Below are 26,213 nucleotides of genomic sequence, written 5' to 3'. Positions count from 1 at the left end.
GCATCAGGTCAAAAGCTTGGAAGCCGCTGTATGAAGGTTACCTGGCCAGGGGCCTGAAAACGACTCAGGCCCTGGTCATCATCGCCCGCAAGCTGGCACGTATTGCGTTTTCACTCATGAAAAATCAAAGCGAATACCAGTCAAAAGCGGTTTTGGAGGCTTCCCCTCAACCATAGAATCTCCCACATGAAGCCGACGCCAGTGCTACCAGGTCTTACAGTACGTCGAGCAGCTCGACGTCGAACACCAGAACGCTGTGCGGCGGGATGCTGCCAACGCCTTGAGCGCCGTAAGCCAGTTCGCTCGGCACGTACAGACGCCATTTGCTGCCGGCATTCATCAGTTGCAAGGCTTCGGTCCAGCCGGCGATTACGCCACCTACCGGGAATTCTGCAGGCTGGCCACGCTCGTAGGAGCTGTCGAATACAGTGCCGTCGATCAGGGTGCCGTGATAGTGAGTACGCACTTGGTCTTCACGGCTCGGCTTGGCGCCTGTACCTGCAGTCAGCACTTCAAATTGCAGGCCGGAAGCCAGGGTGGTAATGCCGTCGCGCTTGGCGTTTTCAGCCAGGAACGCCAGGCCAGCGCCAGCAGCGGCTTCAGCCTTGGCAGCCGCTTCGGCTTGCATGATTTCGCGGATAACTTTGAAGCTGGCCGCCATTTGCTCTTGGTCAACCCGGCTTGGCTTGCCTGCGAAAGCGTCGGTCAGGCCAGCCAGGATGGCGTCGATGCTAACGCCCGGTGGCGGGTTGTCGCGCAGTTGGTCGCCCAACTGACGGCCGATACCGTAGCTGACGCGGGTTTCGTCGGTGGACAGATTAACTTCGGACATGAAGAGGCTCCGCTGTAGGGCAGCACGATTTCCCGTGCCATCCAAAACTAAAAGGGCCCGCAGACTAGCACACAAGACCGGCCCGTGATGAGCCCCCTGCCCCGCGCCGCAAACCCGACAGGTCAGCATTGCCATACGGTGATAGCCACCCTTCGTCGCACCGGTAAGAAAAGTATTTCAGATTCATCCCCTGCCGCCGATACAGCCCTACACACTTTGGCTGGCTCAAACAACAACACCGTCCAGCAGACATACATCATTCTTGCGGAGCATTCGATGAATAGCTGGTTCGGCAACATCAGCGTCAACCTCAAACTCGGCCTGGGCTTCGGCCTGGTGCTGGTCCTCACTTCGATCCTGGCACTGACCGGCTGGACCAGCCTGGGTAGCCTGATCGACCGTAGCAACTGGATGAGCGACATCACCCAGCTCAACGCCTCGCTGACCAAGCTGCGTATCGTGCGTCTGCAGTACATGCTGGCAAACGGCGATGAGGCCGTGGCACAGAACGTACAGACTAGCCTGGACGCCTTCTCCGCCCAGCAACAGAAGCTGCTGGACAGTTTCAAAAGCCCGGAAAACCGCAAGCTGCTCACCGACCAGAAAGCCGTCATCACCGCTTACCAACAGTCGCTGAACAAAATGCGCGAGGCCTACCGTAACGGCAACGCCGCGCGCCAGGTCATGGGTGACAAGGCTGATATTGCCAATGCTCAGATCGACGCACTGGACACCACCGTGCAGCAGATGCCCGACAGCCCGGAGCGCTACACCCAATACCAGGCTATAACCAACGCCAAGGAAGAGTTCCAGCTGGCCCGTTATGAAGTGCGCGGTTACACCAACACGGTCAACGCAGAGACTGAAGCCCGCGCTGCTGCGCAAATCGAGAAAGCCATCGGTGGTTTGAAAGGTCTCAACGCGGCGTTCGGCACCAGCCAACAAAGTGCATTGACCTCGCTGGAAACCGCACTGGGTGCCTATCGCAGCGCGGTGCAGAGCTACAAGGCAGCCAACGCTAATATCGTCAGCGCCCGTGCCGAAATGACCACACAAGGTGCCGATATCGTCACCATCAGCGACAAGCTGTATGACATTCAGCTGGAACGCCGCGACGCCGAAAGCGCCCAAGCCCGCAGCCTGCAGTTGATCAGCACTTTTCTGGCCCTACTGGTCGGCGTCATCGCGGCATGGGTGATTACCCGCCAGATCACGCGCCCGATCCAGGAAACCCTGGCCGTGGTGGAACGTATTGCCTCCGGCGACTTGAGCCACAACATCCAGGTGACCCGTCGTGATGAACTGGGTGTGTTGCAACAAGGCATCCAGCGTATGGGCACCACCCTGCGTGAATTGATCAGCGGTATTCGCGACGGCGTGACTCAGATCGCCAGCGCCGCCGAAGAACTGTCAGCCGTTACCGAGCAGACCAGTGCCGGCGTTAACAGCCAGAAGATCGAGACGGATCAAGTCGCCACAGCGATGCATGAAATGACTGCTACCGTGCAAGAAGTCGCGCGCAACGCCGAGCAGGCGTCCCTGGCCGCTGCCGACGCTGACGGCCAAGCCCGCGCAGGTGACAAAGTGGTGGCCGAAGCCATCGCCCAGATCGAGCGCCTGGCCGCCGAGGTGGCGCGCTCTACTGACGCCATGACGCACCTGCAGCAAGAGAGCAACAAAATCGGCAGCGTGATGGACGTGATCAAGGCCGTGGCCGAGCAGACCAACCTGCTGGCGCTCAACGCCGCGATTGAAGCGGCGCGTGCCGGTGAAGCCGGTCGTGGGTTTGCCGTGGTTGCCGACGAAGTACGCGGCCTGGCCCAGCGTACCCAAAAATCCACCGAAGAAATCGAAGGCCTGGTCGCCGGCTTGCAGAACGGCACCCAGCAAGTGGCGACTGTGATGAACAACAGCCGCAGCCTCACCGACAGCAGCGTCGAGCTGACCCGTAAGGCCGGCGTATCGCTGGAAAACATCACCCGTACGGTGTCGAACATCCAGTCGATGAACCAGCAGATTGCAGCAGCGGCCGAGCAGCAAAGCGCCGTGGCTGAAGAGATCAGCCGCAGCATTGTGAACGTACGTGATGTGTCCGAGCAGACCGCAACGGCGAGTGACGAGACAGCGAAGTCGAGTGTGGAACTGGCGCGGTTGGGCAGCCAGTTGCAGCAGATGGTCAGTCATTTCCGGGTTTAAAAAACCAAAAAGCCGCCTCGACTTAAGCCGAGGCGGCTCCACTTCTCAGACCTTATAGGTCATCAACGCTGTCGCGCAGGAATGTCCACACGTGATAAACACGCAAGGCATTCACTACGAGGTTCCACATACGTCGTGCAAACTTAGACATACTCGGCCCTCCCTGAGTTGGGCCCTACCTCCAGCGCACTTACCGGAACACGTGAGCCTTCAGACGCAGGTCGATTGCGTCTTTTGAGACAGCAACCCAGTCGCAAACTGGTTTGCAAAAAAAAACCGCCCTACTAAGGCGGTTTTTTATTGCCTGCGATTTACCCATCAGCCCTCGCCTTCCTCAACAAACACCAGCCGATTCCCAAACGGATCGCTGATGCTCATCTCCCGCGAGCCCCAAGGCATTTCCTCAACCCCGGGCTTGGCATAACGGTAATCTTTGGCCAGCAACTGCTGCTGATACGCGTCCACCTCTTGCGCCTGAATCCGCACCGCCGACCCCGGCGAAGCATCGCCATGATGCTCGGATAAATGCAGCACACATTCGCCCAACGACACCTGCAAATACAACGGAAAATTCGCCTCGAAGCGATGCTGCCAGTCGACCTTGAACCCGAGGAACTCGACGTAGAATTCCAACGCTTTGCCCTCGTCGAAAATCCGCAAAATGGGGGTGACTTTTCCTAAGTGCATGGCGACAGCTCCGTGTATGAAAGCGCCCACTATAGAGACGAAAACCCACCACGCAAATCCCCATTGCGCGCCAGGAATCGCCCCGGCCGCTGACCATTGGCCTGCCCATCGCTGTAGCTCAACACCCCGTTGATCCACACGCCATCAATGCCCTGTGCCGCACGCTGGGGCTCTTTAAAATCCGCCACATCGCGCACACTCAACGGGTCGAACAACACCAGATCAGCCCAATACCCTTGACGAATTTCGCCACGCTCGGCCAAGCCAAAACGCGCCGCCGACAGCCCGGTCATTTTGTGTACCGCCGTGTGCAGCGGGAACAACCCCACATCTCGGCTGAAATGCCCCAGCACTCGCGCAAACGCGCCCCACAACCGTGGATGCGGGAACGGGTCTTCCGGCAAACCATCAGACCCGACCATCGACAGCGGATGCGCGAGGATGCGGCGTACATCCGCTTCATCCATCCCGTAGTACACCGCCCCTGCTGGTTGCAGGCGACGTGCCGCGTCCAGCAGCGAAACCTCCCACTCGGCGGCGATGTCCTGCAAATCGCGCCCGCCGACTTCCGGGTGTGGCGTCGACCACGTGATGGTGATGCGAAATGCATCGGTGACCTGCTTGAGGTCCAGCGTCGAGGAGCTGGCCGCGTAGGGGTAGCAATCACAGCCCACTGGATGTTTTTTTGCAGCCAGCTCCAGCGACGCCAACAGCTGCGGACTACGCCCCCAGTTACCCGCGCCGGCACATTTGAGGTGAGAAATAATCACCGGCACCTGGGCATGCCGGCCAATCAGGAAGGCCTCGTCCATCGCCTCCAGCACCGGTTCAAATTCGCTGCGCAAGTGAGTGGTGTACACCGCACCGAAGGCCGTCAGTTCCTCACTGAGTTGCAGCACCTCATCGGTCTCGGCATTGAACGCGCTGGCGTAGGCCAGGCCTGTGGATAAACCCAGAGCGCCGGCCTCCAGGCTTTCTTGCAACTGCACACGCATGGCGGCGATTTCATTCGACGTGGCGGTACGGTGCAGATCATCCATATGGTTGCTGCGCAGCGCTGTATGGCCGATCAACGCCGCAACGTTGACCGCCGGATGAGCGCTTTCCACGGCAGCGCGGTAATCGGCAAAACGCGGATAAGCAAAGGCCTCACGCTTGCCCAGCAGGTTCATCGGGTCCGGCGGATCAGTGCGCAACGTCACCGGCGAGGCGCTGATGCCGCAGTTGCCGACGATCACCGTGGTCACGCCTTGGCTGAGCTTGGGCAGCATCTGTGGGTGGCGGATCACCACGGTATCATCGTGGGTGTGCACGTCGATAAAACCGGGTGCCAAGACTCGGCCATTCGCATCGATTTCATGCTCGGCGTGCGCGGTCGCAAGATCGCCGATCGTCTCGATACGCCCGCCGCGCAGCCCTACATCGGCGACGTAGCCCGGCGTGTTGCTACCATCAATGATCAGCGCCTGGCGAATCAGCGTGTCGTACTTCATATCAATCTCCAAGCGGCAGGCTATCGGGGCCGCCGCGATAATCGTCCAGGGCCAGCTTGATCCGGCGCAGGCGTTCCTGGTTGTCGTCCGGCATGGCCAGCGCCAGCTCGGTAGCGAGCAAGTCGATGGCCAACAGCATGCCGTAGCGCGCCGCCGTGGGCTTGTAGATAAAGCTGGTTTCGGCCGGCTGCAGTGGCAGCAACACGTCTGCCAACTGCGCTAGCGCAGAGTCGGCCAGAGTGATGGCGACGATGGGAGCGTCGTAATTGCGCGCCAGTCTCACCACGTCCAACAACTCGGGCGTGAGGCCAGAGAGCGAGCAAACAATCAGCGCATGCTCAGGGCCCAAGGTCGCGGCCGTTACACGCATCATCACCGGGTCGCGGCAGGCGGCAATCGGGTAACCCAGGCGTACCAACCGCACCTGCAACTCTTCACTGCACAGGCTCGACGGGCCGCCCATGCCGAATGCATGGATCATCCGCGCCTTGCCCAACAGGCTGACCGCATCGACGAAACTTGCCTGGTTAAAACCTGACAGATGCTGGCGTAACGTTAATTCGATATCGCTGAGAATCTGCCGATGAAACGCCGACTGTTCCGGCAAACCCGCAGGGTCCAGAAAGCGGCTGCCCACCCCACTGGCCTGCGCCAGTTGCAGGCGCAAATCACGCAGATCGCGGCAGCCCACACTGCGCGCAAACCGCGACAAGGTCGCCGTGCTGACCTCGGCCCGTTGCGACAACTCTTCCAGGCTGGCCGACGCGGCAAAGCCCACGTCATCGAGCATCAGCTTGGCGATACGCCCTTCGCCAGCGCTGAAGGAACCCTGGCGGGCGCGGATCTGGTAGAGAATGTCCATGGGGTCTCCGGGTTACAAGATGCAGGACAGACCATAAGTGAGACCGAAGGCGACCACCGAAATCAGGGTTTCCAACACGGTCCACGTCTTGAAGGTCTGGATCACCGTCATATTGAAGTATTCCTTGATCAGCCAGAAGCCACCGTCGTTGACGTGGGAAAAGATCACCGAGCCCGCACCGGTGGCCAACACCAGCAATTCCGGGTGGGGATAACCCAGGCCCAGCGCGACGGGCGCGACCACCCCGGACGCCGTCGTCATGGCCACAGTGGCCGAACCCGTGGCGATGCGCATCAGTGCGGCGAACAACCAGCCCATCACCAGCGGCGACAGATGGAAGGCATGGGCCAAGCCAAGAATTTCATTGGTCACGCCGGCGTCCACCAGGATGCGGTTCAAGCCGCCGCCCGCGCCCACCAGCAAGGTGATGCTGGCGGTCGGCGCCAGGCATTCATTGGTGAACTTGAGGATCGCTTCGCGGTTAAAGCCCTGGGCCAGGCCCAAGGTCCAGAAGCTCACCAAGGTGGCCACCAACAGCGCGATCACCGAGTTGCCGATAAATAGCAGGAATTGGTTAAAACCGGTGCCGGGAGTGGAAATCACATTGGCCCAGCCGCCGATCATCATCAGCACCACCGGCAGCAGGATCGTGCCCATGGTCAGCGTAAAGCTCGGCAAACGGGTGCGCGGTTCGCGCTCGATAAACTGGCGTTCCAGCGGGTTCTCCGCCGGCAGGTGAATGCGCGGCACGATGAACTTGGCGTAAAGCGGACCGGCGATAATCGCCGTAGGGATACCAATCAAGATCGCATACAGCACCGTTTGCCCCACCGACGCGTTATACGCCAGCACCGCCATCATCGCCGCCGGGTGCGGCGGAACCAACGCATGCACCACCGACAAACCGGCGACCATCGGCAAGCCGACCATCAGGATCGACACCCCAACGCGCCGCGCCACGGTAAAGGCGATCGGCACCAGCAACACAAAACCGACCTCGAAAAACAGCGGCAGCCCCACCAGGAACGCGATACACACCATCGCCCAATGCGCATTGCGTTCACCAAAGCGATTGATCAGCGTGCGCGCCACCTGCTCGGCGCCGCCGGACTCGGCCATCATCTTTCCGAGCATGGTGCCCAGTGCCACCACCAAGGCAATATGCCCCAGGGTTTTACCGACACCCGCCTCGTACGAGCCCATGATGGTGTCCGCGGGCATACCGGCCATCAACGCCAGGCCGATAGACACCAGAGTGATGACAATAAACGGGTTAAGTCGGTAACGTGCGATCAGCACGATCAATGCAATGATGGCGATAGCAGCGTATGCCAACAGCCCGAAGCCCAGTGGTGCGGCCATGCGGTACTCCTTGGAAAGGGTCACGTCGAATTGGTTGTGAAACTCATAAATCATTACCGAGTTGAATTTTCAATTTTTATGAAAGTAATTTTCGCCCACAGATAAGTGCTGTCGCTTGCGGGCATGCCCAGCGCCAACGCGTGAAAATCCGGAGGGTGTTTTTACATGAAGTTTTTTACGTGTCGAAACTCAACTGTCAGGGCTGAGTCTCAGATAGCAGCCCTACCGTCGATAAGGAATTCCAACGATGAATCGCAAAACCCTGCTTGTGCCTTTCGCCGCCAGCGCGCTGTTGCTGGCCTTCTGCGGCAGCGCTGCGGCCGCCGAGAATGCGGCGCTGAAAAAATGCATGGACGGCGCCAACACCACCGCAGACATGGTCAATTGCAACGCCAAAGAAGCCAAGGTGCAGGATGAGCGCCTGAACAAAGCTTACAAAACCGCCCTGGCCGCCCAGGAAGGCGACCGCAAGCAGAAACTGCAGGACGTGCAGCGCCTGTGGCTCAAATACCGTGACGCCAACTGCGCCTTCGCAGGCTCAGCCACTGGCGGCACCATCGACCAAGTCAACGGCTCCGGCTGCCTATTGGACATGACCCAGACCCGCGCCCAGGAACTCGAAGACCTGGTGGGGCCGTGATCAATTACTCATGATGCACGCGGGCGCGCTTGAGCAACTTCTTGCAGCGCTCCGATAAATGCAGCACCCGCAGGTGCTTACCGGCCTTGGTGTAGCGCTCACGCAAGGTCATCAGCGCAGCGATCGCTGAGTAGTCGACAAAGATCAGGTGACGGCAATCCAGCGTCACCTCGCCCGGGTCATCGGCCGGGTCGAACTGGTTCAAGAACGGCGTAGTCGAGGCAAAGAACAGCGTGCCGTGCAGGCGATAAAGCTTGCTGCCATCGGCTTCCAAATGCTCATCGGCATAGAGCTCACGCGCCTGTTGCCAGGCGAAGTTCAGCGCCGCAATCACAATGCCGCACAGCACCGCCGTGGCCAAGTCGGTAAACACGGTAATCACCGTCACCGCCAGAATCACCAGCACGTCATTGACCGGCACTTTGTTGATCACCCGCAGGGACGCCCAGGCGAAAGTCTGCTGCGACACCACGAACATCACGCCCACCAATGCCGCCAACGGAATTCGCTCGATCAGCGGTGACAGAAACAGAATGAACAACAGGATCATCACCCCGGCAAACACACCCGAGAAGCGCCCGCGCCCACCAGAGCTTAAGTTGATCACGGTTTGCCCGATCATCGCGCAACCGCCCATGCCACCGAACAGGCCCGACACCATATTGGCCGCGCCCAGCGCCACGCTTTCGCGATCGGGGTAGCCACGGGTTTCGGTGATCTCGTCGGTAAGGTTCAGGGTCAGCAGGGTTTCCAGCAGGCCAACCATCGCCATCAGGAACGCATAGGGCGCGATGATGCCCAGGGTTTCCAAAGTCCAGGGGATTTGCGGCAGTGCGAAGGTTGGCAGGCCGCCGGCGATGTGGGCCATGTCGCCCAACGTCCGGGTCGGCAGGCCGAGCAGGTACACCGCCAGGCCAACACCGAGGATCGCCACCAAGGCGGGCGGCACGGCGCGGGTCAGGCGCGGCAGCAGGTAGACAATCGCCATGGTCGCCGCGACCAGGCCGGTCATCACGTATAACGGTGTGCCGCTGAGCCAGCTTTCACCGCTTTTGAAATGCTCCAGTTGCGCCAAGGCGATGATAATCGCCAGGCCGTTGACGAAGCCGAGCATCACCGGGTGCGGCACCATGCGTACCAGCTTGCCCAGGCGCAGCAGGCCGAACGCAACCATGATCAGCCCGCCCAGCAGCACCGTCGCGAGCAAGTACTCCACGCCGTGTTGCACCACCAGTGCGACGATCACCACCGCCATCGAGCCGGCCGCGCCGGAGACCATGCCGGGCCGGCCGCCGAACAATGCGGTGAGGGTGCAAATGATAAAGGCACCGTAGAGCCCCATCAGCGGGTTGAGGTGGGCAACCAGGGCAAAGGCGATGCACTCGGGCAGCAGTGCAAAAGACGTGGTGAGGCCGGCCAGAGCATCGGCGCGCAGACGGGTTAGGTTCATGAGGTACCAGGGCGTTGCGGGGGATAAGGCGGGTAATGGTACGGAATTGAGCGAGGTGGGGCCAGTGTTGGGTGAACCAGACAGACCGAGCGGCGCCTTTCACAAGCAAGCCCACTTCGGCGCCCGGCCCAGCAACTCACGGGCATGCTTGCCACGCACGCCGCTGTTGGGGCCCAGGCCAATGGCGTTGGCGATGGTCATGTCGACAAATGCCGCTTCGCCGCTTTCCACGAAGTAGAAAGCGCCCGGTACAGGCTTCTCAAGCGCCAGCAGGTACAGCGCCACCACGTCTTCGTGTGCCCAATTCAATCGTGCGCACAGATCATAAATCAGCAGGCATACCGCGCCAGCTTGGTCTGAATGAAGTCCAGGAAACACTGGATGCGCAACGCCAACTGCGAGTTGCGGTAAAACACCGCGTGGATCGGCTGGCGATAGCCACTGTTGAACGCCTCCAGCACCGGCACCAGGCGCCCGGCGTTGATATCTTCAACCGTCATGAAGTTCGACAGGCAGCCAATGCCCTGCCCTTGCAGCGCCAGCTGGCGCAGGGTTTCGCCGCTGGAGGCGGCGATACTTGGCTGGATCAGCCAGCGATCGCCTTCCACATGGCGCAGCGGCCAATGGTTGAGGGTTTCGGTCTGGGTGAAGCCCAGCAATGTATGGTCCGCCAACTCGGCGACCGTGGACGGCGTGCCGTATTGCTTGAGGTAGTCGGGGCTGGCGAGGATATGCAGCGGCGTACAGCCGAGCGACCGCGCGTGCAGCGTGGAGTCGGCCAGCGCACCGATGCGAATGGCAATGTCGGTGCTCTGTTCCAGCAGGTCGATGATCAAGTCATCGCTGTTCAGCTCCAGCTGGATGTCCGGGTAAAGGCGGCGAAATTCGGCGATGTACGGCACGATCCCATGCAGCATGAACGGCACAGCGGCGTTGATGCGCAGGCGCCCGGCCGGTTTTTTCTGGCGCGACGACAGCCGCTCTTCCAGGTCATCCATCTGCGCCAGGATCACCTTGGCCTGCTCAAAGAAGTACTTCCCCTCTTCGGTCAGGTCCATGCGCCGCGTGGTGCGGTTAATCAGCGTGGTGTCGAGCTTGGCTTCCAGGCGTGACAAGGTGCGGCTGACCGCCGAGGGCGTCTGCCCGACCTGCTCCGCCGCGGCGGAAATCGAGCCGCACTCAATCACGCTGACGAAGATCTGTAACTCATCGGATCGGGCTTTCACAGGCTGTCCTTGTTGATCGGTGGGTAGCAGCTTACACCGAGAGGTTAAACACCCGCGCCAGATGCTGCTCGTAGCGTGCCACGTCAGCCTCGATGGCTGGGCGCTTCATCACGTCCACGCACAGGAAAGTCGGCAGGCAGGTCATGCCGAGGAACTCATTGGCCTTGTGGAACGGGAAATAGACCGCGTCGACGCCCTTGGCTTCGAAGAAATGGGTCGGGTCGTCGAAGGCTTGCTGCGGGGCATTCCAGGTCAGCGACAACAGGTACTGCTTGCCCTGAATCAGGCCGCCGCTGCCGTATTTTTGCGACGAATCGGAGCGCGTACGGCCATCGCTGGCGTAGAGGCTGCCGTGGCCTTCGGTGAAGACTTCGTCGATGTACTTCTTGACGATCCACGGCGCGCCCATCCACCAGCCGGGCATCTGGTAGATGATCACATCGGCCCAGAGAAATTTGGCCACCTCTTCGGCCACGTCGTAGCCTTCGTCGATATGGGTGACTTTGACATCAATGCCGCCACGGTCCAGCACCGCCAGGGCGGCGTCATGCAAGGTGGCGTTGTAACGGCCGTCGGAGTGGGCGAATTTCTTGCCGCCGTTAAGCAGGAGTACTTTTTTCATCGAAGGGGTCCAGAGGGTTAAAAATGTGTGCCGGCAGGCTATCGACATTCAACCCTGGGAATAAGCGGCAGTGCGGCAAAATACATTTGACCAAAATGCACGAATAACGCCGTACTCTTGATTTAACCGCTGATCAGCAAATGACCGCCCAACAGCGCCATGCCGATAAAAAACACGCGTTTGAACAGCACCGCACTGATGCGCTGACGCAACGCCTGACCCAGCCACATGCCCAACAACGCGGGCAGCAGCGCCAACAACGAAGCACTAATTTCGCTGCCGCCCAAGGTCCCGCGCCAGGCCAAGCCCGCAGCCAACGCCAGCGTAGACACGCTGAACGACAGCCCCAAGGCCTGCACCAACTGATCCCGGTTCAAGCCCAAGGCTTGCAGGTACGGCACAGCGGGAATCACGAACACACCGGTGGCCGAGGTGATGATGCCGGTGATCAGCCCACACCACGGCCCCAACCAACGCTCGGCCTGAGGTTTCACCTTGAAGGTGGGCAGGAACAACCCACTCATGGCATACACCAACAACGCCGCGCCTAGCGCGCGCACCACCGAATGCCCGCCGCCCATGCCCAGCCACAGCGTGCCGAGCCCGGTGCCGAGGAAAACCAGCAGCAACATCGGCCACAGCCGCTTGAGCAATTCGCTCAAGTGGCCGCCGGTTGCCAGTTGCCAGAGGTTGGTGAGCGTTGAAGGAATGATCAGCAATGCCGCAGCCTGCGCCGGGAGCATAGCCAGGCCGAGCATGCCCATGGCCACGGTGGGCAGGCCCAGGCCGATGATGCCTTTGACGGTGCCGGCCAGCAGGAAGGTGCCGACTACCAGCAGGGTCAGGGCGGGGCCGAGGTTTTGGTAGAACGCTAGGAAGGTAGTCATCGGTCGATTGTGGGGTGTTAAGGCGGTTATGAAAATTCGCCATATACTGAGGCAGCCTCTTGTTTTGCATGAGGCTGAGGGCGCCATCGCAGGCAAGCCAGCGATGAGGCCAGTTCAGTCACCCGAGAGACCCAGCCATGCCCTTTGACCTGATCGACCTGCGCCTCTACCTGCACATTCTCGACACCGGCAACATTACCGCAGGCGCGGCACGCAGCCATTTATCCCTGGCCGCTGCCAGCGCCCGCATCCGTGCGATGGAAGCTTCATTGGGCATCGAATTTCTCGAACGCGGCCGCCGTGGCGTCACACCGACGCCAGCAGGCAAAGCCCTGGCCCGCCATTCGCGCCTGTTGCTGCAACAGGCCGAGCACCTGCAACAGGACCTGGCCGAGTACGCCAATGGCGTCAAAGGCCAGGTGCGCCTGCTGTGCAACACCACGGCCCTGAGTGAATACCTGCCGGAATTGCTCGCGGACTTTTTGCGCAAACACCCCAACCTCGACATCGACCTGCAGGAGTTACCGAGCCTGCGCATCACCCAGGCCTTGCGCCAAGGCACGGCAGACCTCGGGATTATTTCCGACGCGGTGGACACCCACGGCCTGCAAACCTTGCCGTTTCGCGACGACCCGCTGGTGCTGATCATGCCCCTCGACCATCCGCTAAAAACAGCGAGCTTCATCGACAGCCTGCAGTACGACTACGTAGGCCTCAGCGCCAACAGCGCACTGGCGGTGTACCTGGAAGAACAGGCGTTGCACGCAGGTTTTCGCCTGCAAACGCGCATCCGCGCCGATGGTTTTGACGGGTTGATTCGCATGGTCGTCGGCGGCGCGGGCCTGGGCATCGTGCCCCAAGCCGCACTGGAGCGCTGGCCGCTGGAGCGCCTCTTCAAGGCCCAACCTCTGCGAGAAGACTGGGCCTGTCGAACGCTGCTGTTATGCGCGCGTTCCTTTGAGCAATTGCCCGGCTACGCCAAAGCCTTGTTCGACGCCTTGGCCCTGCCCTTGCGGAAAAACCCGTAATACACCGCCGACAGAATCAGCAGGAACGGCACGCCGAACACCAGGGTCATCTTGAACGCCTCGGTGAAGTACGTGGTGATCATCACCGCGCCCATCAGCACCAGGCCCAACAGCGTGCTGTAGGGAAACAGGCGTAGCTGGAACGACAACTTTGCCCCGCCATGGCGCTTGCGATAACGGCGGAAGAACAGGTGCGTGAGGAAGATCATGAACCAGGTGAAGATCGCGCCAAACATCGAGATCGCCATCATCAAGGTGAATGAGCTTTGCGGGTACACCACGTTGAGCAAGGTCGCCAGGGCAATACCCGAGCTGGACAGCAGCAGCGCATTCAGCGGAATCCCGTTCTTGCTCAAGGCGCCCATGGACTTGGGCGCAAAACCTGCGCGAGACAAGCTGAACATCATGCGTGTGGTGATATAAAGCTGGCTGTTCATCGCCGACAACGCCGCGATCAGGATCACGAAGTTCATCACCCCGGTGGCGCCGGGAATGCCGATGGTCTGCATCACTGTGACAAACGGGCTCTGGGTCTGGCCAGCCTGATTCCACGGCACGATGGCCAGCATCAGCGCCAGGGTCAGCAGGTAGAACACGACCAGCCGCACGATGGTAGCGCGGAAGGCTTTCTTCACCGCCTGCTCCGGGTCGGCGGCTTCACCGGCCGCTACGGCGATCATCTCCACGCTGAGGTAGCTGAAGATCGACACGATCACCGCCATCCACATACCGCTCAAGCCATGCGGAAAAAAACCGTCGTGAACGGTGTAGTTCTGCACGCCGTACTCCGGGTTGCCCGAGCCGAACACCACGTACACCGCAAGGATGATGAAGCCGACGATGGCGCTGATCTTGATCGTCGAGAACCAGTATTCGAAGTTGCCGAAGGTCTTCACGCTGATCGCATTGAGCAGGATCAGCACACTGGAAAATGACACGATCCACACCCACTCCGGCACGTTGGCGAACCAGTACTTCATGTACATCGCCACCGCCGTGACCTCGGCGCCCACCGCCAGCACAATCGCCGCCCAGTAGGCATAACGCACCAGGAAGCCGGCCAGCGGGCTGATGTAGAACTCGGCATAAACGCCGAATGAGCCCGAGGTGGAATGCGCCACCGTCATCTCCGCCAGGCAGCCCATCAACAGCAAGGTGATCAGCGCGCCGATGGCGTAGCTCACCAACACACTCGGCCCCGCATAGCCGATGGCATAGGCGCTGCCCATGAACAGCCCGGTGCCGATGGCGCCACCGATGGCGATCATGCTCATCTGGCCGGAAGTGAGCTGGCGCCGCAGGCCCAGTTCGCGGTGGGTGATCTGTGCAAAGCCGTTGTCTGGCGTGGTCACGTGGTGTGCCCCTTTATTATTGTGATTGCACGGTTTGGATATAGACACAGCTCCACTGTGGGAGCGGGCTTGCTCGCGAAGGCGGTGGGTCAGTTACAGAATATGTTTCTGATACACCGCTTTCGCGAGCAAGCCCGCTCCCACAGTGGTCTTGCAGTGTTCTTAAGTGACACTGTTGCGCACTTTGAACTGCGGTTGATCCCAGGTGTGGTTATCGAGAATGTCACCGAGGATTTCCACGGCGTCCCATACCTCGGTAAAGCGGGTGTACAGCGGGGTAAAACCAAACCGCATGATGCGCGGCTCACGGTAATCGCCGATCACGCCCCGGGCGATCAGCGCCTGAATAACCGCGTAGCCCTCGGGGTGTTCGAAGCTCACATGGCTGCCGCGTTTGGCGTGTTCACGTGGCGTAATCAGCACCAGGCCGTGGGCGGCGCAGCGGGTTTGCACCCAGGCGATAAACAGGTCAGTCAACGCCAGGGATTTAGTCCGCAGGCTGGCCATGTCGGTCTGGGCAAAAATCTCCAGGCCGCATTCGACCATGGCCAACGAGGTGATCGGCTGCGTGCCGCACAGGTAACGCGCGATGCCGCTGCTCGGGGCGTATTGAGCGTCCATCGCAAACTGCCGGGTATGCCCGAACCAGCCCGACAACGGCTGGCGCACCAATTCCACCAACGCTGGGTTGACCCACACAAACGCCTGGGAGCCCGGCCCGCCATTGAGGTATTTATAGGTGCAACCAATCGCGTAATCGGCCCCCGCCTTGTGCAGGTCGATAGGCACCGCGCCCGCCGAATGCGCCAGGTCCCAGATGCTCAACGCACCACATTCGTGGCTCAAGGCGGTGAGCGCCTGCATGTCGTACATGTCGCCGGTCTTGTAGTTGACGTGGGTGAGCATCACCACCGCCACATCCTGGTCGATGGCCTGCGGCAGTTCATCGGGGCTGTTCACCAGTCGCAACGAATACCCCTGTTGCAGCAACTCGGCCAGGCCTTGGGCGATGTACAGGTCGGTGGGAAAATTGCTCGCCTCGCTGACGATCACCTTACGCTCGGGCACACGTTGGCGCTGCACGCTCAACGCGGCGCTGAGCACCTTGAACAAGTTGATCGAGGTGGTATCGGTGATTACCACCTCACCGTCGCGCGCGCCGATCAGAGGCGCCAGGCGGTTACCCAAACGCTGGGACAAATCCGCCCAGCCAGCGCTGTTCCAGCTGCGAATCAAACCATTGCCCCACTCGTCGGCGATCACCTGCTGTGCCCGCGCCAACGCCGCCACCGGGCGTGCGCCGAGGGAGTTGCCGTCGAGGTAGATCACGCCCTCAGGCAAAGCGAACTGATGACGCAGCGGCGCCAACGGGTCCTGGGCGTCGAGGGCTTGGCAGTGGCTTCGGGTGGTCATGGGTTGTCCTGGTTTTTATAAGTGAATATGGACCAAATAATGAACGAAGTTTTAGAGAATTTTCGTGCAAAGTGGTGGGTAACAGGCTAATTAAGCTGTAGGAAATTCGAATTTAACTCCAAAACACGCGGATTTATTCTAAGCATGATTCTCGACGCCACCGACCTGCGCCTCCTGCATTTTCTGCAACAGGACGGCCGCATCAGCAACCAGGAACTGGCAGAAAAAGTCGCCCTGTCGCCCTCCGCGTGCCTGCGCCGTTTGCGCCTGCTGGAGAGCGAGGGAATCATCAGCGGTTACCGCGCGGTATTGAATGCCGAGCAATTGGGGATCGAGCTGGAGGCGATCGTGCACCTGTCCTTGCGCCAGGACGTGGAGGACTGGCATGAGACGTTTATCAAAAAAGTGCAAGGCTGGCCGGAGGTGGCCAGTGCATACGTGATTACCGGCGCCAGCAACTATGTGTTGCGGGTGCAGGCGCGGAACTTGAAGCACTTTTCGGACTTTATCGTGAACCACCTGAACCGCACGGCCGGGGTGATGGACATTCGCTCGGAGATTGTGTTGCAGAAGATCAAGGATCGCGATGAGGTGCTGGACTTGGTCGTACGCAAATAACCAGAACACCACAGAACCCATGTGGGAGCGGGCTTGCTCACGAAGGCGGTGTGCCAGTCAATACATGTGCTGGCTGATCCATCGCATTCGCGAGCAAGCCCGCTCCCACATTTTTTAACCGCGTTAAAATCAGTCTTCCAGGGCGCGCACGCGCTGCATGCGTTTCTGCTCCTGCGGCGCACCAGACGCTTGCAGCTCAAAATCAAAATCAATCTGCGCAAACCGCCCTGCCACCCCAAACTCCCGCGCCAGTTGTTGATCGTCACTGAAGCGAATTTCAGCGATCAACTCATCGCGCGTCGCATACGCAAAATCATCATGCAGGTACGGGTCATCCGACAGGTTGATCTGCGTGGTCAAATGCCGGTGCCCTGGCGCCGAAATGAAGAAGTGAATATGCGCCGGCCGCTGCCCATGGCGCCCCAGTTGGTCAAGCAGCTGCTGCGTCGGCCCGGTCGGCGGGCAGCCGTAGCCGGAAGGCACGATGCTGCGAAAACGGTAGTTACCCTGGGCATCGGTCTCAATGCGCCGACGCAGGTTGAGTTCCGACTGCGTCGGGTCAAACCACGAATAGGTGCCACCGGTATTCGCCTGCCACACATCGACAATCGCCCCCGCCAGCGGCTTGCCGTCGGTGTCGCGCACTTGCCCGCGCATGAACAGCGGCACTGCGTCATCCTTGCCATCGTCCAGCCGCGCTTCGTACTTGCTCAGCGGCGCGCCGGCCACATACAGCGGGCCTTCGATGGTGCGCGGGGTGCCGCCGGATTTACCGGCCTCCTCGTCCGCAGCATCCATCAGCAAATCCAGGTAATGCTCCAGGCCCAGCCCGGCGGCGAGCAAACCCGCCTCTTGGTTCTTGCCCAACTCGTTGAGGTAGTTGACCGCCTTCCAGAACTCTTCCGGGGTCACTTCCAGGTCTTCGATGATGTTCACCGTGTCCCGCAGGATTCGGTAAATCAGCGCTTTGGTGCGCGGGTTGCCGGCGTCGTTGAGGTTGCCGCTGGCTTCTTCGAGAAACTGTTGAGCGTGGGCAGTCTGGGAAAGTCGGATGGACATGGTGCAATCCTCATCTTGTCATTATTGGGGGCAAAACAGGCTCAGCGGTCGTCCTCATGGATCGACGAAGGGTGTCGGCACAAGGCGTTCACTTCGATGGCCATGTAGGGAAAAAGCGGCAGTTGCATCAGCAGGTCGTGCAGGTCCTGCACGCTGTCGACGTCGAACACGCTGTAGTTGGCGTAGTGCCCGGCGATGCGCCACAGGTGGCGCCATTTGCCCTCTTGTTGCAGCCGCTGCGCCAGGGCTTTTTCTTGCGCTTTCAGGGCCGCTGCGCGTTCGGGGTTCATGTCGATGGGCAGGTTCACAGTCATTTTTACGTGGAACAACATGGCAGGCGCCTCTTAGTGTTTGTCACGACGGAAGAACGCCAAACGTTCTTCGTCAATGGTCAGGCCCAGGCCCGGCGCGGTGGAGACATGCAGCGCAAAATCGCGGTACACCGGCGGCTCGGTGAGGATGTCTTCGGTGAGCAGCAGCGGGCCGAACAGTTCGGTGTCCCAGGCCAACTTGTTCAAGGTCAGGAAGGCATGCGCCGAGGCCAGGGTGCCGATGCCGCCTTCGAGCATGGTGCCGCCGTACAGACCGATACCGGCCGCTTCGGCAATCGCAGCCGTGCGCAACACCGCACGCGGGCCGCCGTTCTTGGCGATCTTGAGGGCGAACACCGAGGCCGCGCCTTCGCGGGCCAGGTTGAAGGCGTCTTCCACGCACTCAATAGACTCATCGGCCATGATCGGCGCCGGGCTCGACAGGTTCAGCCGGGCCATGCCGCTGCGGTTGTTGCGCGAGATCGGTTGTTCGATCAGGTCGATGCCGTTGTCGCCAAGCACCTTGCACGCGCGCAAGGCGACGGCTTCGTCCCAGGCCTGATTGACGTCGACACGCACACTCGCGCGTTCACCCAGGGCTTTTTTGATCGCGATCACATGGGCCAGGTCGCGGCCGACTTCACCGGCACCAATCTTCAGTTTGAAGATGCGGTGGCGGCGCAGGTCGAGCATCTTTTCAGCTTCGGCAATGTCTTGTTCGGTGTTGCCGCTGGCCAGGGTCCAGGCCACCGGCAAGGCATCGCGCACGCGCCCGCCGAGCAGTTCGCTGACCGGCAGGTTGAGGCGTTTGCCGAGGGCATCGAGCAAAGCGCTTTCGATCCCGGACTTGGCAAAGGTGTTGCCACGAATGCTGCGCTCCAGGCGCAACATGGCCGCGTTGATATTGCTCGCGTCCTGGCCAATCAACAGCGGCGCAAAGTGGCGGTCGATGTTGATCTTGATGCTGTCGGGGCTTTCGTTGCCGTAGCTCAGGCCGCCAATGGTGGTGGCCTCACCAATGCCTTCGATGCCATCGGCGCAGCGCAGGCGGATGATCACCAGCGTCTGGTTTTGCATCGTGTGCATCGCCAGCTTGTGCGGGCGAAGGGTGGGGAGGTCGACGATGAGGGTGTCGATCGACTCGATGGCGCAAATCGGCATGGCTATACCCGTTGGGTTCTTTATAGGTTTGAGCCGATTCTGTGCCGTATTTTTTCTGGCTTCCAATATAGAATGGGTCTCGCACAATACCCTCAAGGTATGAAAGGAGCCGTCATGGAACTGCGTCATCTGCGCTATTTCCAGGTGCTGGGTGAGACCCTCAACTTCACCCGTGCCGCCGAACGCCTGCACATCGCCCAACCGCCGTTGAGCCGGCAGATACAGCAATTGGAAGATGAATTGGGCGTGATTCTTTTGGCGCGTGGCCGACCGTTGCGGCTGACCGAGGCCGGGCGGTTTTTCTATGAGCACGCCAATGTGCTGCTCGAACAGCTGGGCAAGGTCTGCGACACCACGCGGCGCATCGGCCAGGGCGAGAGGACCTGGCTGGGCATTGGTTTTGCGCCGTCGACCCTGTACGGCGTGCTGCCGGAGTTGATTCGACGGCTGCGCAACCATGAGACGCTCGAGCTGGAGTTGGGGCTGTCCGAGATGACCACCTTGCAGCAGGTCGAAGCGCTCAAGGCCGGGCGCATTGACGTGGGCTTCGGGCGTATTCGCATCGACGACCCGGCCATCGTCCAGCGCGTGCTGGTGGAGGACCGACTGGTGGCGGTGCTGCCCGCCGCCCACCCCTTGCTCGACGCCCCCGCCAGCCTCGCCCAATTGGCCGCCGAGCCGTTTGTGCTCTACCCCGGCAACCCGCGCCCCAGCTATGCCGACCATGTGATCGCACTGTTCGACGCCCACGGCTTGAGCCTCAAGGTGGCGCAGTGGACTAACGAATTGCAGACCGCCATCGGCCTGGTCGGCGCGGGCATGGGCGTGACGCTGGTGCCGGCCTCGGTGCAGGTGCTGCACCGCGCGGATATCGGCTACACGCCGATTGTGGAAACCACCGCGACTTCGCCGATCATTCTTAGCCGCCGGGTGAATGATCAGTCGCCGGGGCTCAGTCATTGTTTGCAACTGGTGGAAGAGTTGATCTGAGCGCTCCCGAACACCACAAATCCCCTGTGGGAGCGGGCTTGCTCGCGAATGCGGTGGGTCAGCTGGCACATGCATTGACTTACACACCGTATTCGCGAGCAAGCCCGCTCCCACAGTTTGATCTTCATCAGGTTTAGAGGCTGCGCAGGCGCTTGCGCTGCAGGGTTTGGCTGGGCGATTCATCAAACAGCTTACGGTACTCCGCCGAAAACCGTCCCAAGTGCGTAAAGCCCCAGCCCAGGGCGATTTCGGAAATAGTGCACGTCGAGCCGTGCTCGAGTATTTCCTGGCGCACGGCCCCCAGCCGGTATTTCTTCAGATAAGCCATGGGCGACAGCGCAAAGTATTTGCGAAAGGCATCAAACAGCTTGAACCGCGACACACCCGCAGCGGTTTCCAGGTCTTCCAGATGCACCGCTTCACGGGCGTTGTCATGGATGTACTGCCGCGCACGAATCAAGTAGTGCGGCAGCTTCACGCCCAGCACGTCGCGCAATTCTTCGGAATAGTTATTCGGCTGGGCGAGGATCAACCCCTTGATCAGCGAACTTTCCAGGTCGCGGGTAAACGCCGCCTGCTCATACAACTCGCTGCTGCGCTCAAGCTCCGCAATGAAGTAGCGCGCCATGCGCCACCAAGACGCCGCAGCGCCGTCCACCGCGTCCATCACCGACTCAAAGCGCAGCGGCGCTTCAATTGGCCGTTGCAGCAAGCCTTCCAGGGATTCGCTCATCGCCGCCCGAGTAATCACCACCTGCAACTTGCGACAGTCGCCGGAAATTGCCAGCACTTGATGTTCATTGGGCGAGATGATCACGCCTTGGTCGCGGTTGGAGCTCAGGCGCACACCGTCTTTGCTCAGTTCCTGCTCGCCCACCAACGGCAGGCTGAGGCTGTAGCTGCTGAAGTGCTCGGCGTCTTCGATGTCGATGGTCACATCGGTGCCGTATTCGATCACACCCAGCGTGGTAGCGCGGGACTTGAACACATTGGCGCTGTGGTGAAAACGCAGGCGTTCGGGCGTGGCCGTCGCCAGGCGGTGTGGCCCGCAAATGCCGGACATCCAGCTGCAGGCGCCTTCCAGGTCGAAGCGTTGAATATGAATATCGCGTGTATGGCTATTCATCAAGGTGCACCCACGGCGGTTAGGCTGTTGCGCGCTCTGGCGGCGCGTCGTTAGCAATCGACAGCAAGTTCCAAGCCACGCCAGCCTCAATGCAACGGAGTGGATAGCAACGGTCGACTATGTGGATAAGTCGCAGGTTTTTGCGACTTTCCTTTGGTATGACAGTAGCGCATCGCGTCACCTTGGCGCACCGAACTGGGTATTTGCTGCCCAACTGTCCGGCGCAATTTTCCGGCCCAGGTTCCCCCAATAAGCGGATAGCCCGCGCCCTGCCCCGCTGCCTCTAATGAACCACCGATTAGCCCCTATCAAAAAGGTGCCTCCCATGAGTGGTGCAAGAAGCGTCGAGCAGTGGAAAGCGTTTATCGAAAGCTGCCTGGATTTTCGCCCGGCCGATGAAGTGTTCCGCATCGCCCGGGACATGTTCACCGAGCCGCAACTGTTCGACCTGGAGATGGAACTGATCTTCGAAAAGAACTGGATCTACGCCTGCCACGAAAGCGAGTTGGCCCATAACCACGACTTCGTGACGATGCGCGCCGGGCGCCAGCCGATGATCATCACCCGCGATGGCGAAGGCCAGCTGAACGCGCTGATCAACGCTTGCCAGCATCGCGGCACCACGCTCACGCGGGTCGGCAAGGGCAACCAATCGACCTTCACCTGCCCGTTCCATGCCTGGTGCTACAAGAGCGATGGCCGGCTGGTGAAGGTCAAGGCGCCGGGCGAATACCCGGAAGGTTTCGATAAGGCCACGCGAGGCCTGAAAAAAGCACGCATCGAAAGCTACAAGGGCTTTGTGTTTATCAGCCTGGACGTGAATGGCACCGACAGCCTGCAAGACTTCCTCGGCGACGCCAAGGTGTTCTTCGACATGATGGTCGCGCAGTCCGCCAGCGGGGAACTCGAAGTGCTGCCGGGCAAATCCGCCTACACCTACGACGGCAACTGGAAGCTGCAGAACGAAAACGGCCTGGACGGTTATCACGTCAGCACCGTGCACTACAACTACGTGGCCACGGTGCAGCATCGCCAGCAGGTGAACACCGAAAACGGCACCGGCTCAGGCACCACACTGGACTACAGCAAGCTCGGCGCCGGCGATGCGAACACCGATGACGGCTGGTTCGCCTTCAACAATGGCCACAGCTTGTTGTTCAGTGACATGCCCAACCCGAGCGTGCGTTCCGGCTACGCCACCATCATGCCGCGCCTGGTAGAAGAACACGGCCAGCAGAAGGCCGAGTGGATGATGCACCGCCTGCGCAACCTGAATATCTACCCAAGCCTGTTCTTCCTCGACCAGATCAGCTCTCAGCTGCGGATTATTCGCCCGGTGGCATGGAACAAGACCGAGATCATCAGCCAGTGCCTGGGCGTGAAAAACGAATCTGACGCCGACCGCGAAAACCGTATCCGCCAGTTCGAGGACTTCTTCAACGTGTCCGGCATGGGCACACCCGATGACCTGGTGGAATTTCGCGAAGCCCAGCGCGGTTTCCAGGGCCGCCTGGAACGCTGGAGCGATATCTCACGCGGCAGCCACCGCTGGGAGACCGGGCCGACGCCGAACAGCGAAGCCATCGGCATCCAACCGGCGATGACCGGCACCGAGTTCACCCACGAAGGCCTGTACGTGAACCAGCACCGCAATTGGCAGCAGTTCCTGCTCAAGGGCCTGGACCAACAAGCGCTGACACTGCGGGAGGTGAAGTGATGAATGCGCAATTGCAGTACCAGATCGAGCAGTTCTTCTACCGTAAATCCGAGCTGTGCGACGCTCAGGACTGGGACGCCTATGTGCAGTTGTTCGACCCGCAAAGTGAGTTCCACCTGCCGCAATGGGACTCGGAGCATGTCTACACCCGCGACCCCAAGCGCGAGATGTCGTTGATCTATTACGCCAACCGTTCGGGCCTTGAAGACCGCGTGTTCCGCCTGCGCACCGGCAAGGCGGCGTCGGCCACGCCCATGCCACGCACCTTGCACCTGATCAATAACGTGCGCGTGACCGAGCAGGCGGATGGCACGCTGGAGGTGCGGTTGAACTGGCACACGCTGTTTTATCGGCTGGCCACGTCGGAGCAGTTTTATGGGCCTGCCACGTATCGCCTGAAACCACATGGCGACAGCTGGCTGATCACCCGCAAACACGCCTTGCTGCTCAACGACACCATCAACTCGGTGCTGGATTTCTATCACCTCTAAAGCACCGGAGCACTGCAGATGAATCACAAAGTGGCCTTCAGTTTTGCCGACGGCAAGACTCTGTTTTTCCCGGTGGGCGCCCATGAAATCCTGCTGGACGCCGCGCTGCGCAACGGCATAAAAATCCCCTTGGATTGCCGCGAAGGCGTGTGCGGCACCTGCCAGGGCCGTTGCGAGTCGGGCGATTACACCCAGGATTATGTCGACGAAGAAGCCCTCTCCAGCCTCGACCTGCAACAACGCAAAATGCTCAGTTGCCAGACACGGGTCAAATCCGACGCGACGTTTTACTTCGATTTTGATTCGAGCCTGTGCAACGCACCGGGCCCGGTGCAGGTGCGTGGAAAGGTGAGCGAAGTGCAGCAGGTCTCGGCCAGCACGGCCATCCTGCAGGTGCAGTTGGAGGCTTCGCTGGACTTCCTGCCAGGCCAATACGCCCGCCTGTCGGTGCCCGGCACCGACAGTTGGCGCTCCTACTCCTTCGCTAACCGCCCGGGCAATCAATTGCAGTTTCTGGTGCGCCTGCTGCCCGATGGCGTCATGAGCAACTACCTGCGCGAGCGTTGCCAGGTCGGTGACGAAGTGCTGATGGAGGCGCCATTGGGTGCTTTCTACCTGCGCCATGTCACCCAACCGCTGGTGCTGGTGGCGGGCGGCACCGGGTTGTCGGCGTTACTGGGTATGCTCGATGAACTGGCGGCCAACGGTTGCGAGCAGCCGGTGCACCTGTACTACGGCGTTCGCGGGGCCGAAGACTTATGCGAAGCGGCGCGCATCCACGCCTACGCTGCAAAAATCCCGAATTTTCGCTACACCGAAGTACTGAGCGACCCATCACCTGCGTGGACCGGCAAGCGCGGCTACCTCACCGAACATTTCGACCTGGCCGAATTGCGGGACAGATCGGCAGATATGTACGTGTGCGGCCCCCCGCCGATGGTCGAATCCATCCAACAATGGCTGGCGGATCAGGCACTTGATGGCGTTCAGCTGTATTACGAAAAGTTTACGCAGAGTAATATCTGACCCCTCAGCAGTTCTGAGGGGCGGGTGCGGCGTGCAATCAACCCTGAGAAAAACAAGTAGAAGGGAATGTTAATGGCGGATGACATGGTTAACCCGGTAGGCCTCAAGCGTGGCCTGAAGAACCGGCATATTCAGCTGATTGCCTTGGGAGGGGCGATTGGCACGGGGTTGTTCCTCGGCTCGGCCGGGGTGCTCAAGTCGGCGGGGCCGTCGATGATCCTGGGTTACGCGATTGCGGGTTTTATCGCGTTCCTGATCATGCGCCAGCTCGGCGAGATGATCGTCGAAGAACCGGTAGCCGGCTCCTTCAGCCACTTCGCGCACAAATACTGGGGCGGTTACGCGGGCTTCCTGGCCGGCTGGAACTACTGGGTGCTCTACGTGCTGGTGGGCATGGCCGAACTGACGGCCGTGGGCAAGTACATTCAGTTTTGGTGGCCGGAGATCCCGACCTGGGTCAGCGCGCTGGTGTTCTTTGTCGCGGTGAACCTGATCAACACCCTGAACGTGAAGTTCTTCGGTGAAGCCGAGTTCTGGTTTGCGATCATCAAGGTGGTGGCGATTGTCGGCATGATCGTGCTGGGCTGCTACCTGCTGTTCAGCGGCACTGGCGGCCCACAAGCCTCGGTGAGCAACCTGTGGAGCCACGGCGGGTTCTTCCCGAATGGCGGCATGGGGCTGTTGATGTCGATGGCCTTCATCATGTTCTCGTTTGGTGGCCTGGAGCTGGTGGGCATCACTGCCGCCGAGGCCAGCGAGCCGCGCAAAGTGATCCCCAAAGCGATCAACCAGGTGGTCTACCGGATTCTGATTTTCTACGTCGGCGCCCTGACCGTGCTGCTGTCGCTGTACCCGTGGGACCAACTGCTGCAAACCCTCGGCGCCTCGGGCGATGCCTACAGCGGCAGCCCGTTTGTGCAGATCTTCTCGCTGATCGGTAACGACACCGCCGCACACATCCTCAACTTCGTGGTGCTGACTGCAGCGTTGTCGGTGTACAACAGCGGCGTGTACTGCAACAGCCGCATGCTGTTCGGCCTGGCCGAGCAAGGCGATGCGCCTAAAGCGCTGATGAAACTCAACAAGCAAGGCGTACCGCTGCGCGCCCTGGCGATTTCGGCGCTGGTGACGATGCTGTGCGTGGTGGTCAACTACGTCGCGCCCAAGAGCGCCCTTGAGTTGCTGTTTGCGCTGGTGGTTGCCTCGCTGATGATCAACTGGGCGCTGATCAGCATCACCCATATCAAGTTCCGCAAGGCCATGGGCGAGCAAGGCCTGGTGCCGTCGTTCAAGACCTTCTGGTTCCCGTTCAGCAACTACCTGTGCCTGGCGTTCATGGTGATGATCATCAGTGTGATGCTGGCGATTCCGGGCATAAATAAGTCGGTGTATGCAATGCCGGTGTGGGTGGGGATTCTCTACATTGCGTATCGGTTGCGGGTTAGAAACGCGAAAGTTGCAGTGACGCAGTAACCCTTGTGGGAGATTCTATGGTTGAGGGGAAGCCTCCAAAACCGCTTTTGACTGGTATTCGCTCTGATTTTTCATGAGTGAAAACGCAATACGTGCCAGCTTGCGGGCGATGATGACCAGGGCCTGAGTCGTTTTCAGGCCCCTGGCCAGGTAACCTTCATACAGCGGCTTCCAAGCTTTTGACCTGATGC

24 protein-coding genes and 4 pseudogenes are annotated in these 26,213 nt (G+C 60.3%); 11 read left to right on the top strand and 17 right to left on the bottom strand.

From position 1 onward, the window contains the following. Nucleotides 1–176 (top strand): annotated as a pseudogene (locus E0F99_RS30500) (IS110 family transposase); the annotation flags it as partial. 38 nt (nt 177–214) lie between these two features. On the opposite strand, the gene bamJ reads toward E0F99_RS30500, so the two are convergent. Then, complete coding sequence (gene bamJ, locus E0F99_RS19780) at nt 215–832, bottom strand: BamJ family beta-barrel-assembly machinery protein (RefSeq protein WP_058414186.1); 618 nt, start codon at nt 830–832, stop codon at nt 215–217. A gap of 87 nt (nt 833–919) precedes the next feature. Between bamJ and E0F99_RS31210 the strand changes: the two are divergent. Beyond that, nucleotides 920–2,173, top strand: a pseudogene (locus tag E0F99_RS31210) (methyl-accepting chemotaxis protein); the annotation flags it as partial. Next, on the top strand, nt 2,165–3,028 hold the full coding sequence (locus E0F99_RS31205; protein ID WP_371317720.1) for a methyl-accepting chemotaxis protein: 864 nt from the start codon (nt 2,165–2,167) through the stop codon (nt 3,026–3,028). The pseudogene E0F99_RS31210 and the gene E0F99_RS31205, both read left to right, overlap by 9 nt. Nucleotides 3,029–3,346: 318 nt before the next feature. Here E0F99_RS31205 and E0F99_RS19770 read toward each other — a convergent pair whose 3' ends face one another. From E0F99_RS19770 to E0F99_RS19755, 4 genes are read right to left on the bottom strand one after another with little or no spacing between them, the layout of a single operon-like run. Beyond that, complete coding sequence (locus E0F99_RS19770; protein WP_083356794.1) at nt 3,347–3,715, bottom strand: glyoxalase superfamily protein; 369 nt, start codon at nt 3,713–3,715, stop codon at nt 3,347–3,349. 29 nt (nt 3,716–3,744) lie between these two features. Continuing rightward, nucleotides 3,745–5,208, bottom strand: coding sequence for an N-acyl-D-amino-acid deacylase family protein (locus E0F99_RS19765; protein ID WP_083356793.1), 1,464 nt, complete (start codon nt 5,206–5,208; stop codon nt 3,745–3,747). Between the two features lies 1 nt (nt 5,209). Further along, nucleotides 5,210–6,070, bottom strand: coding sequence for a MurR/RpiR family transcriptional regulator (locus E0F99_RS19760; protein ID WP_083356792.1), 861 nt, complete (start codon nt 6,068–6,070; stop codon nt 5,210–5,212). A 12-nt stretch (nt 6,071–6,082) separates the two neighbouring features. Continuing rightward, nucleotides 6,083–7,432 carry a GntT/GntP/DsdX family permease gene (locus tag E0F99_RS19755; RefSeq protein WP_165447625.1) on the bottom strand — a complete coding sequence of 450 codons (1,350 nt, stop codon included), beginning with the start codon at nt 7,430–7,432 and terminating at the stop codon, nt 6,083–6,085. A gap of 247 nt (nt 7,433–7,679) precedes the next feature. On the opposite strand from E0F99_RS19755, the gene E0F99_RS19750 reads away from it, so the two are divergent. After that, a complete protein-coding gene (locus E0F99_RS19750; RefSeq protein WP_083356790.1) occupies nt 7,680–8,072 on the top strand; it encodes a lysozyme inhibitor LprI family protein in 393 nt (130 codons plus the stop codon). A 4-nt stretch (nt 8,073–8,076) separates the two neighbouring features. Here the strand turns inward: E0F99_RS19750 and E0F99_RS19745 are convergent, their stop codons facing one another. From E0F99_RS19745 to E0F99_RS19725, 5 genes and pseudogenes are all read right to left on the bottom strand, one after another. Then, nucleotides 8,077–9,522, bottom strand: coding sequence for a SulP family inorganic anion transporter (locus E0F99_RS19745; protein WP_083356789.1), 1,446 nt, complete (start codon nt 9,520–9,522; stop codon nt 8,077–8,079). Nucleotides 9,523–9,621: 99 nt separating this feature from the next. Next, nucleotides 9,622–9,816: pseudogene (locus tag E0F99_RS19740) on the bottom strand (NAD-dependent epimerase/dehydratase family protein); the annotation flags it as partial. A gap of 35 nt (nt 9,817–9,851) precedes the next feature. After that, nucleotides 9,852–10,748, bottom strand: a complete 897-nt coding sequence (locus tag E0F99_RS19735) for a LysR family transcriptional regulator (protein ID WP_083356788.1) — start codon at nt 10,746–10,748, stop codon at nt 9,852–9,854. A 31-nt stretch (nt 10,749–10,779) separates the two neighbouring features. Further along, on the bottom strand, nt 10,780–11,370 hold the full coding sequence (mdaB, locus tag E0F99_RS19730) for an NADPH:quinone oxidoreductase MdaB (RefSeq protein WP_083356787.1): 591 nt from the start codon (nt 11,368–11,370) through the stop codon (nt 10,780–10,782). 122 nt (nt 11,371–11,492) lie between these two features. After that, complete coding sequence (locus E0F99_RS19725; RefSeq protein WP_083356786.1) at nt 11,493–12,257, bottom strand: sulfite exporter TauE/SafE family protein; 765 nt, start codon at nt 12,255–12,257, stop codon at nt 11,493–11,495. A gap of 137 nt (nt 12,258–12,394) precedes the next feature. Here E0F99_RS19725 and E0F99_RS19720 point away from each other — a divergent pair, with 137 nt between their 5' ends. Continuing rightward, complete coding sequence (locus E0F99_RS19720) at nt 12,395–13,285, top strand: LysR substrate-binding domain-containing protein (RefSeq protein WP_083356785.1); 891 nt, start codon at nt 12,395–12,397, stop codon at nt 13,283–13,285. Here the strand turns inward: E0F99_RS19720 and E0F99_RS19715 are convergent. Together E0F99_RS19715 and kynU are read right to left on the bottom strand one after the other, a co-directional pair. Beyond that, nucleotides 13,231–14,637 (bottom strand): amino acid permease, encoded by a 1,407-nt coding sequence (locus tag E0F99_RS19715; RefSeq protein ID WP_083356784.1) that lies wholly within the window; start codon nt 14,635–14,637, stop codon nt 13,231–13,233. The two genes, E0F99_RS19720 and E0F99_RS19715, sit on opposite strands and share 55 nt — an antisense overlap. Before the next feature lie 162 nt (nt 14,638–14,799). Continuing rightward, entirely contained in the window at nt 14,800–16,050 is a 1,251-nt protein-coding gene (gene kynU, locus E0F99_RS19710) for a kynureninase (protein WP_130908881.1), read from the bottom strand. Nucleotides 16,051–16,194: 144 nt separating this feature from the next. Here kynU and E0F99_RS19705 point away from each other — a divergent pair, with 144 nt between their 5' ends. Beyond that, nucleotides 16,195–16,668, top strand: coding sequence for an Lrp/AsnC family transcriptional regulator (locus E0F99_RS19705; RefSeq protein WP_003176072.1), 474 nt, complete (start codon nt 16,195–16,197; stop codon nt 16,666–16,668). Between the two features lie 129 nt (nt 16,669–16,797). Here E0F99_RS19705 and catA read toward each other — a convergent pair whose 3' ends face one another. From catA to E0F99_RS19690, 3 genes are read right to left on the bottom strand one after another with little or no spacing between them, the layout of a single operon-like run. Beyond that, nucleotides 16,798–17,727, bottom strand: a complete 930-nt coding sequence (gene catA / locus E0F99_RS19700) for a catechol 1,2-dioxygenase (protein WP_083356782.1) — start codon at nt 17,725–17,727, stop codon at nt 16,798–16,800. A 41-nt stretch (nt 17,728–17,768) separates the two neighbouring features. Beyond that, entirely contained in the window at nt 17,769–18,059 is a 291-nt protein-coding gene (gene catC / locus E0F99_RS19695) for a muconolactone Delta-isomerase (protein WP_083356781.1), read from the bottom strand. Nucleotides 18,060–18,071: 12 nt separating this feature from the next. Beyond that, complete coding sequence (locus E0F99_RS19690) at nt 18,072–19,199, bottom strand: muconate cycloisomerase family protein (protein ID WP_083356780.1); 1,128 nt, start codon at nt 19,197–19,199, stop codon at nt 18,072–18,074. Between the two features lie 114 nt (nt 19,200–19,313). On the opposite strand from E0F99_RS19690, the gene E0F99_RS19685 reads away from it, so the two are divergent. Beyond that, the gene (locus tag E0F99_RS19685) at nt 19,314–20,189 is read left to right on the top strand and encodes a LysR family transcriptional regulator (protein WP_083356779.1); all 876 of its coding nucleotides are present in this window, start codon (nt 19,314–19,316) and stop codon (nt 20,187–20,189) included. A 133-nt stretch (nt 20,190–20,322) separates the two neighbouring features. On the opposite strand, the gene E0F99_RS19680 is transcribed toward E0F99_RS19685, so the two are convergent. Continuing rightward, nucleotides 20,323–21,315 (bottom strand): AraC family transcriptional regulator, encoded by a 993-nt coding sequence (locus E0F99_RS19680; RefSeq protein WP_083356778.1) that lies wholly within the window; start codon nt 21,313–21,315, stop codon nt 20,323–20,325. A 325-nt stretch (nt 21,316–21,640) separates the two neighbouring features. On the opposite strand from E0F99_RS19680, the gene antA reads away from it, so the two are divergent. From antA to E0F99_RS19660, 4 genes are all read left to right on the top strand, one after another. Further along, on the top strand, nt 21,641–23,032 hold the full coding sequence (gene antA, locus E0F99_RS19675) for an anthranilate 1,2-dioxygenase large subunit (RefSeq protein WP_083356777.1): 1,392 nt from the start codon (nt 21,641–21,643) through the stop codon (nt 23,030–23,032). Beyond that, the gene (gene antB / locus E0F99_RS19670) at nt 23,032–23,523 is read left to right on the top strand and encodes an anthranilate 1,2-dioxygenase small subunit (RefSeq protein WP_083356776.1); all 492 of its coding nucleotides are present in this window, start codon (nt 23,032–23,034) and stop codon (nt 23,521–23,523) included. The genes antA and antB overlap by 1 nt, the downstream gene beginning before the upstream one ends. An 18-nt stretch (nt 23,524–23,541) precedes the next feature. Continuing rightward, entirely contained in the window at nt 23,542–24,549 is a 1,008-nt protein-coding gene (gene antC, locus E0F99_RS19665) for an anthranilate 1,2-dioxygenase electron transfer component AntC (protein ID WP_083356775.1), read from the top strand. Between the two features lie 72 nt (nt 24,550–24,621). After that, nucleotides 24,622–26,022: an amino acid permease gene (locus E0F99_RS19660; protein WP_083356774.1), complete on the top strand. Its 1,401-nt coding sequence runs from the start codon at nt 24,622–24,624 to the stop codon at nt 26,020–26,022. A 15-nt stretch (nt 26,023–26,037) separates the two neighbouring features. Here the strand turns inward: E0F99_RS19660 and E0F99_RS30495 are convergent. Then, nucleotides 26,038–26,213: pseudogene (locus E0F99_RS30495) on the bottom strand (IS110 family transposase); the annotation flags it as partial.

Source organism: Pseudomonas antarctica (assembly GCF_900624995.1).
GTDB classification, from domain to species: domain Bacteria; phylum Pseudomonadota; class Gammaproteobacteria; order Pseudomonadales; family Pseudomonadaceae; genus Aquipseudomonas; species Aquipseudomonas antarctica.
The sequence above is the reverse complement of the archived record's forward strand: the minus strand, read 5'-3'. Positions and strand labels throughout refer to the sequence as shown.